The 18,379-nt window shown below is 36.0% G+C and carries 20 protein-coding genes; 8 read left to right on the top strand and 12 right to left on the bottom strand.

The features are described 5' to 3' along the window. Nucleotides 1-49 precede the first annotated feature (49 nt). From ACQWU4_RS07620 to ACQWU4_RS07610, 3 genes are all read left to right on the top strand, one after another. Nucleotides 50-1,078: a hypothetical protein gene (locus ACQWU4_RS07620; RefSeq protein WP_429935186.1), complete on the top strand. Its 1,029-nt coding sequence runs from the start codon at nucleotides 50-52 to the stop codon at nucleotides 1,076-1,078. Nucleotides 1,079-1,259: 181 nt separating this feature from the next. Next, nucleotides 1,260-1,709, top strand: a complete 450-nt coding sequence (locus ACQWU4_RS07615) for a hypothetical protein (protein ID WP_429935185.1) — start codon at nucleotides 1,260-1,262, stop codon at nucleotides 1,707-1,709. 126 nt (nucleotides 1,710-1,835) lie between these two features. Then, complete coding sequence (locus ACQWU4_RS07610; protein WP_429935184.1) at nucleotides 1,836-2,345, top strand: ferritin; 510 nt, start codon at nucleotides 1,836-1,838, stop codon at nucleotides 2,343-2,345. A 250-nt stretch (nucleotides 2,346-2,595) separates the two neighbouring features. Here ACQWU4_RS07610 and ACQWU4_RS07605 read toward each other — a convergent pair whose 3' ends face one another. Beyond that, nucleotides 2,596-5,751 carry a UvrD-helicase domain-containing protein gene (locus ACQWU4_RS07605; protein WP_429936039.1) on the bottom strand — a complete coding sequence of 1,052 codons (3,156 nt, stop codon included), beginning with the start codon at nucleotides 5,749-5,751 and terminating at the stop codon, nucleotides 2,596-2,598. 168 nt (nucleotides 5,752-5,919) lie between these two features. Between ACQWU4_RS07605 and ACQWU4_RS07600 the strand changes: the two genes are divergently transcribed. The 4 genes from ACQWU4_RS07600 (at nucleotide 5,920) to ACQWU4_RS07585 (ending at nucleotide 9,119) form a co-directional block, all read left to right on the top strand. Beyond that, nucleotides 5,920-6,666, top strand: a complete 747-nt coding sequence (locus ACQWU4_RS07600; RefSeq protein ID WP_429935183.1) for a hypothetical protein — start codon at nucleotides 5,920-5,922, stop codon at nucleotides 6,664-6,666. A 6-nt stretch (nucleotides 6,667-6,672) separates the two neighbouring features. Then, a complete protein-coding gene (locus ACQWU4_RS07595; RefSeq protein ID WP_429935182.1) occupies nucleotides 6,673-7,482 on the top strand; it encodes a hypothetical protein in 810 nt (269 codons plus the stop codon). 14 nt (nucleotides 7,483-7,496) lie between these two features. Further along, nucleotides 7,497-8,312, top strand: a complete 816-nt coding sequence (locus ACQWU4_RS07590) for a carboxypeptidase regulatory-like domain-containing protein (RefSeq protein WP_429935181.1) — start codon at nucleotides 7,497-7,499, stop codon at nucleotides 8,310-8,312. 72 nt (nucleotides 8,313-8,384) lie between these two features. After that, nucleotides 8,385-9,119 carry an SIMPL domain-containing protein gene (locus ACQWU4_RS07585; RefSeq protein WP_429935180.1) on the top strand — a complete coding sequence of 245 codons (735 nt, stop codon included), beginning with the start codon at nucleotides 8,385-8,387 and terminating at the stop codon, nucleotides 9,117-9,119. A 189-nt stretch (nucleotides 9,120-9,308) separates the two neighbouring features. On the opposite strand, the gene ACQWU4_RS07580 is transcribed toward ACQWU4_RS07585, so the two are convergent. From ACQWU4_RS07580 to ACQWU4_RS07550, 7 genes are all read right to left on the bottom strand, one after another. Beyond that, on the bottom strand, nucleotides 9,309-9,821 hold the full coding sequence (locus tag ACQWU4_RS07580; RefSeq protein ID WP_429935179.1) for a GNAT family N-acetyltransferase: 513 nt from the start codon (nucleotides 9,819-9,821) through the stop codon (nucleotides 9,309-9,311). Between the two features lie 2 nt (nucleotides 9,822-9,823). After that, nucleotides 9,824-10,045: a PspC family transcriptional regulator gene (locus ACQWU4_RS07575; RefSeq protein WP_034725857.1), complete on the bottom strand. Its 222-nt coding sequence runs from the start codon at nucleotides 10,043-10,045 to the stop codon at nucleotides 9,824-9,826. Continuing rightward, nucleotides 10,038-11,309 carry a DUF2851 family protein gene (locus ACQWU4_RS07570; RefSeq protein WP_429935178.1) on the bottom strand — a complete coding sequence of 424 codons (1,272 nt, stop codon included), beginning with the start codon at nucleotides 11,307-11,309 and terminating at the stop codon, nucleotides 10,038-10,040. The genes ACQWU4_RS07575 and ACQWU4_RS07570 overlap by 8 nt, the downstream gene beginning before the upstream one ends. A 185-nt stretch (nucleotides 11,310-11,494) precedes the next feature. Then, nucleotides 11,495-11,944 (bottom strand): DoxX family protein, encoded by a 450-nt coding sequence (locus ACQWU4_RS07565; RefSeq protein ID WP_429935177.1) that lies wholly within the window; start codon nucleotides 11,942-11,944, stop codon nucleotides 11,495-11,497. A 52-nt stretch (nucleotides 11,945-11,996) separates the two neighbouring features. Then, nucleotides 11,997-12,578 (bottom strand): Crp/Fnr family transcriptional regulator, encoded by a 582-nt coding sequence (locus ACQWU4_RS07560; RefSeq protein ID WP_429935176.1) that lies wholly within the window; start codon nucleotides 12,576-12,578, stop codon nucleotides 11,997-11,999. 83 nt (nucleotides 12,579-12,661) lie between these two features. Further along, nucleotides 12,662-13,810 carry an N-acetyl-alpha-D-glucosaminyl L-malate synthase BshA gene (gene bshA, locus ACQWU4_RS07555; RefSeq protein WP_429935175.1) on the bottom strand — a complete coding sequence of 383 codons (1,149 nt, stop codon included), beginning with the start codon at nucleotides 13,808-13,810 and terminating at the stop codon, nucleotides 12,662-12,664. A 4-nt stretch (nucleotides 13,811-13,814) separates the two neighbouring features. Continuing rightward, entirely contained in the window at nucleotides 13,815-15,542 is a 1,728-nt protein-coding gene (locus ACQWU4_RS07550; RefSeq protein WP_429935174.1) for a glycoside hydrolase family 3 protein, read from the bottom strand. Nucleotides 15,543-15,660: 118 nt separating this feature from the next. On the opposite strand from ACQWU4_RS07550, the gene ACQWU4_RS07545 reads away from it, so the two are divergent. Further along, nucleotides 15,661-16,200 (top strand): hypothetical protein, encoded by a 540-nt coding sequence (locus ACQWU4_RS07545; RefSeq protein ID WP_429935173.1) that lies wholly within the window; start codon nucleotides 15,661-15,663, stop codon nucleotides 16,198-16,200. A gap of 249 nt (nucleotides 16,201-16,449) precedes the next feature. Here the strand turns inward: ACQWU4_RS07545 and ribA are convergent, their stop codons facing one another. The 4 genes from ribA to ACQWU4_RS07525 are packed head-to-tail and all read right to left on the bottom strand — an operon-like array spanning nucleotide 16,450 to nucleotide 18,363. After that, on the bottom strand, nucleotides 16,450-17,046 hold the full coding sequence (gene ribA / locus ACQWU4_RS07540; RefSeq protein ID WP_429935172.1) for a GTP cyclohydrolase II: 597 nt from the start codon (nucleotides 17,044-17,046) through the stop codon (nucleotides 16,450-16,452). A 16-nt stretch (nucleotides 17,047-17,062) separates the two neighbouring features. Then, nucleotides 17,063-17,521, bottom strand: coding sequence for a hypothetical protein (locus ACQWU4_RS07535; RefSeq protein ID WP_429935171.1), 459 nt, complete (start codon nucleotides 17,519-17,521; stop codon nucleotides 17,063-17,065). Then, nucleotides 17,521-18,132: a DUF4254 domain-containing protein gene (locus ACQWU4_RS07530; protein WP_429935170.1), complete on the bottom strand. Its 612-nt coding sequence runs from the start codon at nucleotides 18,130-18,132 to the stop codon at nucleotides 17,521-17,523. Before ACQWU4_RS07530 ends, ACQWU4_RS07535 begins: the two co-directional genes overlap by 1 nt. A 15-nt stretch (nucleotides 18,133-18,147) precedes the next feature. Then, entirely contained in the window at nucleotides 18,148-18,363 is a 216-nt protein-coding gene (locus tag ACQWU4_RS07525; protein WP_034702992.1) for a twin-arginine translocase TatA/TatE family subunit, read from the bottom strand. Nucleotides 18,364-18,379: the final 16 nt, after the last annotated feature.

The following is an 18,379-nucleotide window of genomic DNA, read 5'->3' as shown; positions in this document are numbered from 1 at the left end:
ATAGAATAGAGATATTCTGCTATACACTAACCAATTAACGACTATAGAGATGAAGAAAATATTTTTGGGATTGGCCTTGGGACTGGCAGCTTTGTCTTCCGCCCAGCAATATCCAAACAACGGATGGGGAGATGACGGATATTATCAGAATGGAAATGGGAATGGAGACGGTTATTATAATGATGAAGATGACAGAAATTATTTCCCGGACGATTATTATTATAACTACCCTCAGGATTATTATCCAGGCGATTATTATCAAGGATATTATAATGATTACAGAAACAGTATTGTAAATATTAACTGGAATGTATTCTTTAGAAATAACAGATTAAACCAATGGCAGATTGATCAGGTCTTAAGACTTAATAACCTGTATGTCAGTTTTTCTACATGGAATAATTTTTACAGATACAATCCGGACAGATGGTATTATGACAGATTCTATGCATTGGAAAGGATTTTAGGTCCAAGAGTATTTGTTGTTTTCCAAAATAATTATTACCGAGGAATGAGTCCGGTTGTTTACTTCCAGAATTACAGAAGAACTTATTATGCACCAAGATACGCAGTAATGCCAAGATACAGAAATGTAAATATCAATGTGTACAGGGTAGACAGATCAAGATTCAGAAGAATGGATAATCCTACTTTCAATGTAATCAGAACAGGCAACAGGTCTAATAGCGGATTCAGAGGAGGTGTAAAAGATGGAGGCAATTCAGGCTTCCGCGGGCAGGCTAACGAGAACAATGGAATGAGAAATGACGGAGGATTCAGAGGAAATTCTGAAAATAACGGAATTAGAGGAGGACTTGGAAATAATGGAGGTTTCAGAGGAAACAGTGAAGTGAATAGAGAGAGAGCTCCACAGAGAGAAAATAATAACAGGGTATTCAGAGGGAATAATGAAGTAAACAGGGAAAGAGCTCCGCAAAGAGAAAATAATGGAAGAGGATTTAGAGGAAACGGTGGAGGTTTCAGACCTGAAAACTCATCTTCAAGGCCACAGAACAACCGGGGCAGTGAAAACCGAGGCGGTGGTGGCTTCAGAAGCAGGTTAGCAAGCAATAGATAATAATTTTCATATATTATATTTAAGTGGTGTGAAGGGCAGATTTTAGGATCTGTCCTTTTTTTATTTTGTATTTTATTATTTTAATATTAAAATTTAACATTTTTTATGAATATTCTGGTTTAACTTATCTTTTAACTAATAATCAAAAAGATGTATAACAATTAATTAAATATTTTTTAAGATGAAAAAATTAGTTTTAGCAATAGCATTTATCGGAATAGGAGGTTTTGCAATGGCACAACAAACAATAACTCCACAGGACAAGCAGGCGAGAAGAGCAGAGATGCAGCAAAAAATGCAGCAGAGGGAACAGGAACATATGGATCAGATGCAGAAAGATCTTAATCTGAACCAATCTCAGGTAGCTCAGATAAAAAGCCTGCATGAAAAAAGAAAAGCTGAAATGAAAGCTGACTTCGATAAGAACAAAGAAGCCAGACAGGCGAAAATGGAGGATATGAAAGCTAAAAGAGCTCAGATGGATGCTGATATGCAAAAAATCCTGACTCCTGATCAATATACCAAATGGCAGGCTGACAGAAAAGCTAAAATGGAGCAGAGAAAAGTAGCAATGAAGGACAGAAAAATGATGAGAAAGCCTATGAATACTGCTGCTCAGGAAGCAAAATAACAATTCATAATTTTGATTTTTTAATGTGTGAAGGATGGGGAATAGCCCATCCTTTTTGTATTAATTTTCCTTAAAACTTTTGATTTCGGGCTTTTATTGCGTATTTTTGACTATAAATTTATACTTATGATCAGCGAAAAAATTGCAACGTTAATTAACGAACAGATAGCTCACGAACAATATGCAGCACAATATTATCTTTCAATGTCTGCCTGGTTTTCAGGAAAAGATCTTGACGGAATTGCGAATTACTTCAGAGTTCAGAGCAAAGAAGAATTGATGCATGCAGATAAAATGTTTGATTTTTTAAATGACGTAGGCGGAGAAATCATCATCGGAGAAATTGCAAAACCTCCGCACGAATTCGAAAATGCTACTGATATTTTTGAAAAAGCATTGGAACACGAGAAAAAAGTAACCAGAAGTATTTTCAACATTGTGAAAAATGCCAACGATGAAGGTGATTTTGCAACAACTTCTTTCCTGCAGTGGTTCATCAATGAGCAGGTAGAAGAAGAAGCAAGTGCTTCACAATACGTTACGAAGATCAAAATGGTGTGCGATAATCCATCTGCACTTTATCTTTTTGATCAGGAACTGTCTCAGAGAGTTTTCGTACCTGCTGCAACAGCTTAGGTAAATTATATTGTAGAAATCGCCCCGCCGTTCGGAGAACGGCGGGGCGATTTTATTTTAATTATATTCTGAAGTTATCCACAGGCATTTACAGGATTTCCTTACTGATTGTTGATAATATATGTGCTTTGAAATTTGTCTGAATCCTTTTGTTCATCTGTGATTGGGGAATGTTTTATAAAGTTATCCACATTGACCTGTGGAAAACTGCTTTTAAATTTTTTTATCAGTAAACTTTAAGATATTAAAATTATAAATAGATCAGCTGCGTTTTTAAAACCTTTCTTCCCAGACTTTCCAGAACATTCTTATACCTTTCGATCTGGCGTTCGTTTTTTTCACTTTGCTCTCCGGTTTTAAAGTCAACAATAATATAGCCTTCTTCGCTTTTCAAAATACGGTCAGGCCTTAAAATATGGCTCTGGCCTCTTTCAGAGATCATAATATCCTTTTCATTGATCACTTCCCACTTTTCATCGAAGAATTCAGAATATTTTCTGATGATCTGAACCAGTGTTTCCTGGATTTCATTTTTCTCCTCTAAAGTAATCTGACCGTCCAGAACATAACTTTCCAGAACTTTAGCCGTATCTTTCTCCGTATTGATCTTCGATAATAATTCGTGGACGAAAAGCCCGATTCTTACCTTTTCATTCCGTACCTGATAATTTTTAGACGGTGTGGCAATTTTTATCGAAGACCTGTTTTCATTACTGTTTTTCAGGTTTTGAATATCCTTCGTTTTAAACATTGATGTTTTATCCCGGGAATATTTTTTCAGCATTTCAGGATGTACTTCATACAAGTCAAACTCATCAGCTTCTTCCGTATTCTTGTCGTTGAAGAATTCCAGTATCTCAAGATTATTGGAGGTTTTATTTGCCTTCTGGATATAGAAAAACAGCTGCTCTACAGGACGTGTAGTCGCCACATACTGAAGACATAATCTGTCGATAAGGTTTTTATAAGAATTTTTCTTGTTAAAAACCTCTATCTCTTCATCATACACTTCAAGGTTTTTATTGAATTGGTTTATATTGACTGATTTTAGGGCATCATCATTATTAGTGTCAAACCAGTTGGTAAACTCACCATCCCGGTTTTTATTCATCATCGGGATAAATACAATCGGGAATTCCAATCCTTTTGATTTATGGATCGTCATGATCTGTACCGCATCAATATTCTCCGATGCCTGAATTGTGTAGGCAGAAGCCTCTTCATCCCAGTACTTTAAAAACTCCTTTGTGCTTGCACCTGCATTCTGTGTAAAATTGAAAAGCATTTCAAGAAAATTCAGGAGAAAATCTGTTTCCTTGTTTTCTACTGCAAACTCATTGAGATAATATTCCACAAAATTATACAGGTTGAACCTTGGAAAGTTTTCCTGTTTCAGTTGCAGGGAATATTTATTCTGAATAAACTGAAGAATCTCTTCGTGCGTTTCTATATCCAGAATTTCTTTCATTTCCAGTGTAAAATCTGTCATCCGGATTCTTCCCAGTGTATTCAGATAATACATCATCATAATCAGATTCGGTTTATTCTTGGGATTGATTTCCCATCGCAGAAACTCAATAACAGCCTTTAATGTATTGGAAAGTTCCAGAGTTAAACCTTTATCGGAAATCGTTTTAATATTTGTTTCCTCACCAAGATAGTTTACTTTCAGATTCCCAAGCTTCTGAGAATAGCTGAAAATATCAAAATTACCACGGCATAAAATGGTGATATCAGAAAACCTGAATCCATTATCCAGACTTTCCTGAATATCTTTCCTCATTTTTTCTGAAGTATCATTGTAAAAATCTTCATTCGTAAGATTTTCGATCAGATTTACCTTTACACGCCCCTCAATTTGGGATTTCGGGCTCTGTTCAGCATCTTCCCCGAAAATATTCCGGTGCTCATCTTCCAGGCCTGCCGAATGGTAGCGGTACAGCTCATTATTGAACTGTACAATATTTTTAGCACTTCGCCAATTATCTTTTAAAACAAGAAGATCAGCTTCTTTTGGAGAAAACTCTTTCTTGTTGATAATATCCAGCATCAGCTTACTTTCTCCTCCGCGGAATCGGTAAATACTCTGTTTGGGATCACCAACTAGCGTAAATGAGGTATTTTCCGTGGAAACACTGTGATCACGCAGCGGAACAAAATTTTGCCACTGCAGCTCCGAAGTATCCTGGAATTCATCAAAAAAATAATGCTGAAACTGTGAGCCTACCTTTTCGTAAATAAAAGCTGATGGCTCGTTTTTAAGATTTTCGTTAATTAAAATATTAAACTTTGAAAGCAGGACAAGATCATTCTCTTCCTCAATTTTTTTCAATTCATCCTGAATATCTTTATTCACCTTCAACGGAAGAAGGGCGGATAAAATCTTTTCTTTCTTTTGGGTTTCAATATATAAAAGGATCAGCTGCATTCTGTTCTCAAGAAGCTGTTCAAGAATCTCAAAAATCTCAGGTTCCTTATTTTTAGATTTTGACGAAGCTCCTTTTCTGTAATTGTTGACAACAGACTCTTCAAGAGTCGTCGGAAAAGGAAAACCCGGTCTTTTCTGATTATAGAAATCCTGAACTTTAGTGAAAAATCCCCCGATTCCGTTTTTGCTCTGTGCAAAATCTTCGATCTCAATATTTCTGGACCGGAACAGTTCAACAGACTTCGTTGCAACCTCTGCAGACTGTTTCTTATTCTGTACGATTTCTCTTCTGAGCGTATTTTTTATATTTTCATAATTCGTATCATCAAAGCTTTTATTACTTTTCAGATGCTCGTAATGAATATCTTTTACAAATTCTTTCGCAGAATCGTAAAGGTTTTTATTAAGATTGATCCTTTCATTGTTTTCCAGGCTGTAATCTACATAATCCATGAAAGAATTGGAGATGTTTTCATTTTCCCCGATCTGATCAAGCATTTTATCCACCGCCTCGATCAGGAAAGGTTCAGCTTCAATTTCCAGATTAAAATTTTTCGCTAAACCCAATTCATAGGAAAAACTTCTTACCAGCCTTGAATTAAAGCGGTCAATCGTTCCGATATTTAATGTTGAATAATTGTGAAGGACATAATCCAGCAATTTTTTGGAACGGATGTGAAGCTCATCGATTGTAATTTTCAAACCTTCAGCTTCAAATGCCTTCTGAATATTTTTCAGATCACTGTTTTCTGCAAAATTATCTGCCGCAAAATTTCCAAGCCATAATAAAATCCTTTCCTTCATTTCATTCGCAGCCTTGTTGGTAAACGTTAAGGCGAGAATATTCCGTATCGACTGCTGTTGGTTGGGGTAGCGGAGACAGATCATCAATAGTCTCTGGACAAGGGCGTATGTTTTCCCCGACCCGGCTGAAGCATTGATTACTGTATAAGAATTGTGCATTGCTGAATTTAGAATTGAGAATGCAAGTTAGCTAATTTTTAAGTGAAATTTTAACAATTTGAAGCAGCGATTTAACAGTTTACAGAGTAAAAATCAAAAAGAAATCCTAAAACACGTTAACTGTGGTTAAACTTGTCATTTAGTTTAAAATTAATTTTAGATTTGCTCAATAAAAAACTTTCCGTGAAATTTAAACTACTCTTTCTTTTAACTACCTTTTTTTTCATTAATGCCAATGCCCAAAATTATATCTTTGGGAAAGTGACTTCTGAAGATCATTCAGAAATACAGGATGTGACGGTAATTAATATCAGAACGACTGAAAGAGTGCTTACCAACCGGGACGGACATTTTATGCTTTCCGGAAGAGAAGGGGATGAGCTTCGTTTTGTAAAGGCAGATTATGATCGTCTTGTTAAAAAAGTAACCAAAGAAAATATAGAATCTCCTATTAATATTACTTTAATAAGAACAACAATATTGATTCCTGAAGTAGAAATAAAGCAAGGTATTACCAATGATCTTAGGATTGATTCAAAAAATCTGAGCAGGCCTAAAAAGGTAGAAAAACTAATAAAAGATATTGACCGTTATATTGCCCAGAAATCAGATCCAAGAATACTTGCAGCAAAACCCGGTGAATTTGTACAGCCGAAAGGGCAGGGCTTTTCTATCGGAAAAGTTAAAAATAAATGGGATGATATTGATCTTGCCAATTATCTGAAAGCAGCTCTTGGTGAGGAATATTTTACTGACCTGAAAATAGAAAAACCTCAGATAGACCATTTTATAACTTATGTTCTTGCAGGCGGTTTTGAAAGGAAAAGTATTCTGAAATATGGTTTTTGCAGTGATGCCGACTTGTATAGGTTTCAACGGTTTGTGCTGACAAGAATTTCTTCCTACCGTGCTCCACAGACTCAAAAATAGATGCAAATGAGAACTTATATTAAACACAGCCTTTACGTAGTTCCTTTTTTTGTCTCAGCAGAAGTTTTTTCCCAACAGAAGATAACAGGAATAATAACGGATAACAGTAAAAGAAATATAAACCCTGTTTTAGTTATCAATGTTTCCAGCCAGAAAAGCACATTGAGTGATACTTCAGGTAATTTCACGATAGAAGCATCAGAAAACGATGAATTACGGTTTGTAAAAGAAGAATACTACCGTGTTGATAAAAAACTAAAAAAGGAAGACTTTGATTCTCCGTTAATGATCACTCTTGATAAAATGGAGATAGAAATCCCGGAAGTAAAGATTGCCTACAGACCCACAGGTAATCTGGAAAGGGATAACAAACATCTTAATGAATCCAGAAAAGTGACTTCTCTAAGATCAGAATTAGATGAATATATGAAAAGCCCGCTAAATGAGCCTTTACCTGATAACACACTTTCAAAAACCTTTTCCGGACAGGATTATAAAGCAGGGCAGGTAGATGTTTTGGGAGTTTTTAATGCTGCTGTAGGGTTGTTTAAAAAAGCAACAGAACCTAAAATAACTAAGGCTGATTATACGGAAACACAGGATTTTCTTAAAAGAGTAAAAGAAGAAATAGATTTAGGGTTTCTGAAAAAATACGGTATGGATGAGGAACAGATAGATCATTTTTTAGTTTACGCCAACGATACCCGTACCATGGCGAAAAAGTACAGGAAAAACTTCAAGGCTGATATTGTTGAATATGAATTAAAGGTTGCTTTTGCGGAATACAGGAAAACTCATAAGCTGGATAATATTTAATTTTAACTGGAAGAATGAGCTTTATATCTGGAAATATAAGCATTGGGAGCTGGAGAAAAATTTTTTTTCTGCTTGTCTTCATGTTTAATAATTTCTTTTCACAGCAGAGAGTGGAGGGACGTATCACTGATGACAGCGGTGAAAATCTAAGCGCAGTTACTGTTATTAATATGTCCAGTGATCAAAAAGTCTATTCCAATTCTATGGGGCTGTTTTCCATCGAAGCTTTCCCAAATGATGAGCTGAGATTTATAAAAGCAGATTTCCTGAGAGTTTTTGCTACAGTTCCGGCCAATGGATTCAATTCGCCGCTTTTGGTCACTATGATTCCGATTCCCAAAGAGATTGAAGAGGTGAAGGTTGCTAAAAAACCGACAGGTGATCTGGAAACGGATTCAAGACTGGCCTCAAAAATAGATAAAGGAGAGGTTGTGGAACAGGCGGTAGGTTTGCCACAGCCCGTTGGAAAAATGAGGGAAAAACCGGCAGAGGTAAAACAGGTGCTTCTTCCGATACTTTTAGGCGGTCTGGATGTGCAGGGAGTTTATGATCTGATAAGTGGGAAGGCAAGACGTCAGAAAAGGCAGTACAGGTATGATGATCTGCAGGAGCATATTGCCTGGGTACGGAATAGAGTAGATAATGAATATTTTACAAAAGTGGGAATTCCGGAAGAAAGAATTTCAGAGTTTATACAATATTCTTTTGAAGTTAAACCACAAATCCGAACCTATGTAAAAGCAAAAAACTTATCCGGAGCATTACTGGGAATGGAAGAAACAATGCCTGTTTATCTGGAAAGATTAAAACAGAAAAAAATACCGGAATAATGTTAAGAAATTCTTAAAATTCGGAATAAAAATTGATGTATCTTATATAAAATCAATCAAATCACAATTTCTATGAATAAAAATATTATTGCAGTAGCAATCGGAGCACTTGGATTTGTCCTTGGGCTTGGCTTTTTAGGGAATGCCATTAAAAACAGGAATAAATCGGAAAATACCATTTCTGTGACGGGATTGGGCACCAAACAGTTCACTTCCGATCTGATCACATGGTCCGGAAGTTTTTCCAAGAATAATTCCGATTTAAAAGCAGCTTATGATGAGCTGGCTGTAGACAGAAAGGTGATCAATGACTATCTTCTTTCAAAAGGGATTAAGCAGAACGAGATTGTGTTTTCTTCTGTAGATATTCAAAAACAGTTCAGAAGCTATAACGACTCAAACGGAAATTATGTACAGGGGGAGTTTTCCGGCTACAATCTTACCCAAAAAGTTTCTATTGAAAGCAAGGAGGTTGTAAAAATTGAAAATCTTTCCAGAAATATTACGGAGATCATTAACCGTGGTATCGAGTTCACTTCTTCGGCTCCATCTTATTTTTATACCAAACTGGCAACTGTAAAACAGGAAATGATTGCCAGTGCAACTAAAGACGCTAAAGAAAGAGCGGAGAAAATTGCAGAAAATTCAGGAAGCAGCCTGGGAAATCTTAAAAAGGCCACGATGGGTGTTATTCAAATCACGGAGCCCAACTCTAATGAAGACTATTCTTATGGCGGAACATTCAATACTTCCTCCAAAGAAAAAGAGGCAAATATTACCATAAAACTGGAATACGAAGTTAATTAGCATAGTTATTTGTGAAGATCTGTGAGATCAGTGGGAGCAAATGAAATTTTATTTTCTCACAAATAAACAGATTGATACAGACAAATAGTCGTTTGGTAATTCCCCTCCTATGGAGGGGTGGCAAATCAAAGCTTTGATGGGGTGGTTAAAAAAATAAACCGCTGGAATATTTCCAGCAGTTTTTATATTTTAATGATAAACGACATCATAAATTTCGTCTTTCACATTCTTCAGGTTTTCCGGAGTATAATTGGCGAGCAGCCAAAGATCCAGAGGCTTCTTTCCTTCGCCATAGCTCGGTTGTACATACATTTCATCAATCAGGGTAAATCCGTTTTTCTGGTAGAAAGAGTAACGTCTTTTGGCATCTTCTCCCAAATGATCAGGTTCTATTTCCAAAATGATACGGGGATAATTTTTAAAAAGATAACCGGTAATATGTGATCCCAGCTTCTGGCTTCTGAATGCCTCAAAGACTTCAAAATGTTCTACAAAAACATAAGAACTCAGTTCCCAGATGATAAGATAGCCGATAGCCTGAGATTCATGAAGTACTGAGATTACTTTCACATAAGGATTTGAAAATAAGGCGTTAAATTGGTTCCAGTCCCTTTGCTCATCTTCGGGAAAAGTACTGGAATAAGATGTATAGATGTCCTGAACTCTATAATCTTCAGCAGAAGTAATCGGTAAAAATTCCATAATTATAAATCAAAAACGCTTGGTCTTCTTGTGATAAAAATATCTTTGATCCAAAGCGTAAATGCCAGTCCCAGATAGATTAAAAAGAAAAAGCCGGCAGTTGCAAAAGTAGAATAGATGAAGAAGATCCTTAATTTGGATACGGGAATCCCCAGTTTAGCACCTGTTCTTGTAAGAACGCCAAACCATTCTCTTTCCATTTTGTGGCGGATATTATCAAACATTTGAAGATTCTTTTAAAAGTTTAAATCCAATACTGCAATTTAAGCAATTTTTTTCTTCACACGAGGTTTTATGATGATAAATAAGACTCTGGCTTTCCAGTGCATTATTAATTTCCAAGCCAAGTTTCTTCCATTCAGAGGTGATAGCATTTTTTTCGGCGGCTGTATTCCTGTAAAGATCAAGTATTTCCTCTGTAATTTCTTCGTTGTGATATTTATGATAGGTATACTTTAATGGAAGTACTGTATTCAGGATGACAAGCCCGATAAAATTCCTGCTTAAAGTTTTAGGCTGAAATTTTGAAACGGTTCCAAAATTAAAATGAAAGTCCCAATATTCGGAAGCTTTTATTGGAGTGAAAAAACTGTACAGTTCATCTATATTCTCAGCTTTAATGATCTTTGAAAACAGATTCTGATGTCTGTAATAAAGATCTGCCAGCTGGGAAAAGCGGATTGTAGGAAAATTGGGAGGACGCAGTCTTAAAAACCTGGGATGAATTGTCAGATCCGGAATATTGAACTTTTTCCTGATGAATTCAAATTCTCTTTTCCATAATATCATTTTTTCATCTTTTGGATGGTCGAGCCAGCCTGAAATACCGAATAGCAGGACCTCAAGCTGTGACTCATTCTGACGGATTTTATTGATAACACTGAAATCTATGGATTCTGCGATTTGCCTGAAAATAGGAGCATTCACCTTTAATCCGAAAGAGTAGGCCAGACTGTGGAAAAGGATCGCTTCAAAATTATTCCTGTACTTTTCTAAGCTTTTTTCCAGTTCCTGAGACTTTTCATCCAACTTTTTAAGAACATTGGCCTCATGGAAATCAATTGGAATTTTAGAAGAATCAAAAATATTCTCACACGGAATGAATTGAGTTCCGTTGATGAGTTTTTCGTATTTCCAAAGAACATTGTGATCAATATAATCTTTCAGTTCCAGAGTCTGAATATTTTTTGAGATGAGGTCGTGGATTTCTGCATCATTCTGATAAACGACATGCAGGATAACATTTTGGTAATTTGGATCCTGGGAATGATTGTGGAAAATCCAGTCGGAAGCGCGGATGTGCAGTTCAATATTTCCGGCAATAATGAGATTTTTTGTTTTGATCTTTGCATCGAGAAAATCCGGGCCTGCATCTGTATTCCACTTTCCGAAGCTGATGATCTCAACGGGGTGTCCTTCGATATCTTTGAAGTCGAAATGTTTGAAAATCTTATGATTCCAAAGATATTGAAGTAATTTTTCTGTCATGAGTATGACGATAAATATAACAGAAATATAATACTTTCCGGAAGCTATTGTTAAGGTTTTCTATAACCATTCTATACATTTATTGATTTATAGAAAAAATATTTTATAAGTGGAGCTTATAGAGAATGCTGTTAAGTTTTTTTATTTTGATGTGTATTTCTGTTCATACTCAAGAGAAAGATTGTTCACCCGTTATTTTTAGAAATTAATTGATCTGCGGAATACTTTCCGCTTCCGTTCAATTCTAAAGCAATACATAATCCTATCACCAATAGATGATACTCGTAGCCTTCACCTTTCTGGGTTCCGAACCAGTTCATAAAGAAACCATTTTCTAAATGAGCTATGAAGATAATATTAACGAACAAGATGCCAAAAGCTACGGCCCATAATCTTGAAGCCAAGCCAATAATTAAAGAAACAGATCCCAAAAACTCTGTTAGAATTACCATTACTGAAATAATCCAGGGCAGATGCATATGTTCTGTCAGATGTTCCACTTCTTTACTGAATCCGGGCCCGCCAAACCCGCCAAACATTTTTTGAGCTCCATGCGGAAACATTATTAATCCAAGTGTGAGTCTAATCACAAATCCTGTCCAATCCCTGTTGGTGTTAAAAATTTTATTTTTCATTTCATAAAATTGAGGATAACAGCCAACAAAAAAATTAAAGTAGTTGAAGAAATTACTTTTGGACCAGTTTTTTCCTGAGCATACTTAGAAATACAGGAGTGATACCAAGATATGAAGCTATATGTTTCTGTGGAATTCTCTGTAGAAATGCAGGGTGCTTCCCAATGAAATCCAGATACCGCTGTTCAGCTGTTTGGGACAGATTTTGATTAATCCTTTGTTGCTGTGATACATATGCATTCTGGATGAGTAGCCTGAAATAACGTTCCAGTTTTGGAACTTCAAGATATAGTTTATCTAAATCTGCTTTTGTGATTTGAAGGATTTCAGTATTTTCTAATGCGATAATGTTATAAAAAGAAGGTGTTTCCGTGAAAAAACTTAATAAATCCCCGGTCCACCAATCTTCTATGGCAAACGTAAGTGTATGCTCAAATCCATTCTCATCAATTGAATAAGTTCTCAGACACCCGTTGATGATAAAACTTTCTGTTCTGCAGGTTTCACCGCTTCTCAATAAGAATTCCTTCTTTTTCAGACTTTTGGGTGTGAATAAAGAATCGATCAATTCAATTTCTTCAATACTGAGCTTTATATACTTTGAGAAATGATCAATTAATTTATTTGGCTCCACTACATCAATAGTTTAGATATCATTAAAAAATGGCCACAAATATTTCTTAAATATTGTGGCTATTGATAATATAACGACTTCTTTTATACTTTTGAAAATTCCTTTTTAAAATTTTCTATAGTCGTTCTATACATTTCTTCATATATAGGAAGAATATTTTTCAAATCGAATTTTATAGCCTGATCCTTCGCATTTTCTTTCATCTGAGTTAAAAGCTCTTCATTGCTCAATAGCTTTATCGTGTAATTGCTCATAGCTTCCACATTTCCAATTTCAGCTAAAAATCCGGTCTCTCCCTGGATATTTACCTCGGGAATTCCTCCGGCATTAGAGCTGATCACTGGAGTATAGGCTGCCATAGCTTCAAGAGCTGCAAGCCCGAAACTTTCCTGCTCGGATGGCAGTAAAAATACATCGGACAGCTGCAGGATTTTATACAGATCATTTACTTTTCCTAAAAGACGGATCTTTGAAATAAGTTCAGGATTTTCTTCCAGGAACTGGTTTACTTTTTCCATATCCGGTCCTTCACCTATAATAATCAGTTTTGATTTTACTTTTTTCTCCACGTTTTTGAAGATCTGAAGCACTTCATCTACACGCTTCACGGGACGAAGGTTGGAAACATGGATCAGGATTTTTTCATCCGGATTGGCAAACTGCGTTCTCTGGCATTCTGTACAGTCGTCAAATTCAGAATTATCAATAAAATTGGTAATCACCTGTATTTCCTTTTTGATGTTGAAAAACTGCAGTGTATCTTTTTTAAGACTTTCAGAAACCGAAGTAATAGCATCTGACTGGTTGATCGAGAATTCTACAGCATGTTTGTAGCTTGGGTGCTGCCCGACAAGGGTAATATCTGTTCCATGCAGCGTTGTTACCAATGGAATATCGTTATTATCCTCCTTCAGCATCTGTTTTGCCGTAAATGCAGCATATGCATACGGAATAGCATAATGAGCATGTAGCAGATCCAGCTTATAAAGGTTCACAACACGGTAGATCATCGAGCTTAATGCAATATCATAGGGCTGATACTGAAAAAGCGGGTAGGTCTGTACATTCACCCTGTGGAAAAAAATATTAGGGTTGGTAATGTCTAATCTCGCGGGAAGTGCAGAGCTTATGAAGTGAACCTCATAGCCTTTGTTGGCTAGTGACATTCCCAGTTCTGTTGCTACAATTCCGCTTCCTCCGTATGTTGGATAGCAAAGTATGCCTATTTTCATTAGATTATTGTTGTTTTGGTGTTGTAAAAACTGTTGTATTCGAAACAGATGAAGGAATGCTGTCGATTCCCATACCTGCTTTAAGCTGATCATTAACGAGAACAGGCAGTCTGCCGCCTATTTTTGTTTTTCCGTTCAGGGCGTTGGCTGTTGCTGTCATTGAATCATCGTTATTTTCATATGAAACAAGAACGGTAGATACTTTTGAAATATCAATATCTTTTAAAGCATAAGCACTTCCGAAAACATTTAAAATAACGTTCTGATTTCTGGTAAGGTCAGCAAGAACTTTCTTAGATTCTGCAGAGATTTTATAAGGCTTGTATGCTGTTGAGTTATCCTTATGGAGCCCTACGATTACTGTAGAACCTGCAGGAATTGTATTGATCTCGCTTGCTTTTTTGATCATCACATTAGAGCCCAGCTGGTTGGCAAAAGTTTGATAAGGAGCTTCTTCCAACGGAACGTAATAAACCTGTTTTCCTGTAATAGGAAGCAGTTTTTGATCATCTTTTAATAAAGTCAGTGCATTGGCATAAAGATTCTGGACCAAAGTTTTGTGAGAATCATTATTCAGATCGTTGTTGATATTCTCTGGACTTTTTGGAGTGTATTTATCAAGTCCCAGGAAATATTTTGTCAATAAAATCTTCTTCACACTTTCTTCCACTCTTGATTGAGGAATTTCACCCTTTTCAATAGCCTTTCGGATAAGTTTTTTCCCTTCCGAAACTCCTTGAGAGAAAAGCATAATATCGTTTCCTGCTTTAAAGGCGAGTGCATCCAGTTCGCCTGGTTTGTATTTATTGGCTACAGCACCCATATTCAGGGCATCAGTGATAATTAAACCTTTGTAGCCCAGTTTATCTTTTAACAGTCCTGTAATAATGTTTTTGGAAACTGAAGCAGGAATTCCTTTTCCGGATTCAAGACTTGGAACATATAAATGAGCAACCATGACGCCACCGATTCCTTTATCCATTAAAGCTTTAAAAGGAGCCAGCTCAACAGTATTTAACCTGTCTAAATTATGGGAAACTACAGGTAGATCCAGGTGGGAATCCGTACTGGTATCCCCATGTCCCGGGAAGTGTTTGATGGCTGCAAGGATTGTATTGTCCTGAAGGCCATTGGAATAAGAGAGTGCAGAGCTGATCACATTATCAACCTCAGAACCGAAGCTTCTGTTTCCGATAATTGGATTGTTCGGATTGGTATTCACATCAACAACAGGTGCAAAATCCCAGTTGATTCCCATTCTATGGCAGTCTTCCGCTATTTTGGCGGACATCTGGTAGATAAGGTTTTTATCCTGTATGGCTCCAAGGGTCATAGCCCAGGGAAACTTATGTGCTGTGGCAATTCTTTGAAACAGTCCCCATTCTGCATCCATCCCGATCATCATCGGAATTCTTGATTTCTGCTGAAATTCGTTTACCAGATTAATCTCTCTGGCGGCATCATCCTGCATTAAAATCAATCCTCCGATTTTATCATTAACGACAATGTTTCTGATCTGATTAATATAGTCTTCACCCTTGTTTGTATAAAGTGCTACAATAAACAGCTGACCCAGTTTTTCATCCTGAGAAAGCGATCTGTAGGTTTTGTCTACCCAGTGATGAGCTTTTTTCAGGTCTTCTTTAGAAATGTTTTTAGGTTGGTACTGAGCTTTGGCTGTAAAGCTTATTAATGAAAAAATAAAGAGGGAAGTATATAATAATTTCTTCATGATCTTTTGAATAAGAACAAAAATACGATTAAAAAAATGAGGAAAACAAAGTTTTTGCAATTTTTGGTATATGATTTGAATATGCATTATAAATAATAATAACTAAACTTTTCTAAAAATGAAAAAAATACTTCTCTTTTTATTTCTGGGCGCTGTAGGTTTTACAGCTTACAGTTGCGACAATAATGATGATGTTGTACAGGGGCAGGATTATGATACAATTTCTCAAATGAAGGATATTACAGGAACTTTTTCAAGTAATGGTAATTATACTATTTCCCAAGGTCTTAATATTCCAAGTACAGATGTGGTTTTAGTTTATAGATTGGTTGCCGGTAACGTTTGGCAACAAATCCCAAAATCTGTTTACTTACCGAACGTGGCCAATAAGCCGACAAACAGAGTATTTGATTATAACTTTGTTTTTAATTCTCAAAATGTAGAAATCAGAATTGATGATGAGAATTTTAATCTGCCAACAGATCTTACATCTGAAGAGATTGGTACCTATTTAAATAATCAGACTTTCAGAATTGTACTTGTTCCTGCTAGTAGTACAGGTATTGGCGGTGCTAAAAAAGCCAGTGTAGATTACAGTGATTACAATGCAGTAGTTAAGTATTATAATCTTGATGAATCTAAAGTACAAAAGTACTAAGATAAATTAATTAGAAATATCTTTTCAGTTTTTTATAATTATTAAAAAGGCTCAGGGAGAAATCTTGGAGCCTTTTACTTTACAATTATAGTTTTGACTTTATTGTAGTTTTTCTGTTGATATAAATTGATACAGAGTGGAGTGGTAGATTTGAAAATTGCTGTAGGAAATCTAAGTTTATAGAGCCGGAAGGAATATTCTTTAATATAAAAAACAAAGCTTCAGAAATTTTCTGAAGCTTTGTTTTATTTAGTTATCATTGTCATCCAGAAGATGGCCAAAGAAGTCTTTTTTTGTCTGTAAATAGCCTTTACTTATTTCATTGGCAGGAATCTGTAAAGGAACCCTGGAATTGAGATGGATATTACTGTTTACAACATATTTTACCTTTTCGGGATTGTTGGTCAGTAAGTTGATATCTTTTACCTCTAAAAGGTTAAGGATTTCAATAGCTACCCCAAAGTTTCTGTCATCAGCGGGAAGGCCCAGTTCAAGATTAGCCTGTACTGTATCAAGACCTTTTTCCTGTAGAGAATATGCTTTGAGTTTGTTGATAATCCCGATATTTCTCCCTTCCTGACGAAGATAAACAATAATCCCTCCGTGTTCATGGGTGTATTTCATTGCGGCGTCTAATTGCTGCCCGCATTCACATTTTTTTGAATGGAAAACTTCTCCGGTAATGCATTCAGAATGGAAACGTACGTTCACCGGTTTTGAAAAATCTGTATTTTCTGCTACGATGGCCATGTGCGGCATCCAGTCGTTTTCGTTTTCAGAGAAAGCGATCATTCGGAAAGAGCCGTGTTCTGTGGGAACATTAGCTTCTGCCTGAATTTTAATCATTAATAGTGGTTCGTTTTTAATTTCCTTTTATAGAATCTTCAATTACAGAAATATTGGTTTTTAGACGAACCAGATATCTGTTAAGAACTTCATCATCATCTTTGCCAAGCTGCTGTCTGAGTTTCTGAATTTTCTTGTATGATTTTTCGAAGCTTTTAATGGCTCTGCTTTTTCCTGCCGAGTTATTGGCATCAATGGCATATAAATAATTCTGAAGACTGTATTTCAAACTTGTAATTTCATCATTCAAGCTGTTATTCTTAAACTTTGGAAAAGTTGAAATCAGATTTGAAATTTCAGAAGCATTTACATTTTCTTTGATGTTGATATCAAAACCTTTTTTTGCCCCTCTGTCGGAATCAGAACCTTTAGTTTCGCTATAAAAATTATTAGACAACGGCGAAAGGTTAAGCTTCTCCGTTGCGCAGGAAGTTATGATTAATAGTAGTACTCCAAAAAAAAATAGTTTTCTCATTACTGTTGCCCCTTTTGATAAAGGATCGGGTTAAGACTATCATCGTTATACATTTTCATTTGTTTGTATACTTTCATCTTAACATTACCGCATTCAATATCAGTAAGCAACTGATCTATAGAAGTTGAAAGATCTTCTTTCTGAGTAAGCAGTACATCCAGTTTAGTCTGGCAATTGGCACGGTGCTCTTCAGAAGCAGATTCTCTGGTGGCTTCTAACGACATATGATAAACCTTTAATGCAAGAATTGATAATCTGTCTACAGCCCAAGCGGGAGTTTCTGTATTGATTTTTGCATCAGGTCTGGGAGTTATATTTTCAAACTTTGTAAGGAACCAGCTGTCGATAAATTCTACCAGATCTGTTCTTTTCTGGTTGGATGCATCTATTGTTCTCTTCAGTTGAAGAGCTTCAGCAGGATCAATATTTTCATCTCTAATAATATCTTCCAAATGCCATTGAACGGTATCAATCCAGTTCTTTGCATACAAAATCCGTTCCAAACTGTCTTTTTCAAACGGGTTATTAATTAGAGCGTTAACGTCATCGGACACGTGATAATCTTCAATGGATTGATTGAAGACTTTCCATGCAGTCTCAGTAAAATTCATTAATTCTGAGGAATTTTAGTTGCTGGTAGTGTTATTATTGTTGGTAGAAGAGGTTTTGTTTTCAGAACCCGGTTTGTCTTCTTCCTTTACTGCATCTTTAAATTCTTTGATCCCTGAACCGACTCCTCTCATTAATTCCGGAATTTTCTTTCCTCCAAACAGCAATACCAAAAGTATAGCCACGATAAGGATGTGTTGCCAAGATAAGGCAAGTATTGTTAGTGTGTTCATCTCTTAAGATTTTTGC

Origin of the sequence: Chryseobacterium sp. MIQD13 (genome assembly GCF_050496705.1) — a bacterium.
In the GTDB taxonomy this organism is placed as follows: Bacteria; Bacteroidota; Bacteroidia; order Flavobacteriales; family Weeksellaceae; genus Chryseobacterium.
Note: the sequence above shows the minus strand (reverse complement) of the source record. Positions and strands in the feature narration are given on the sequence as shown.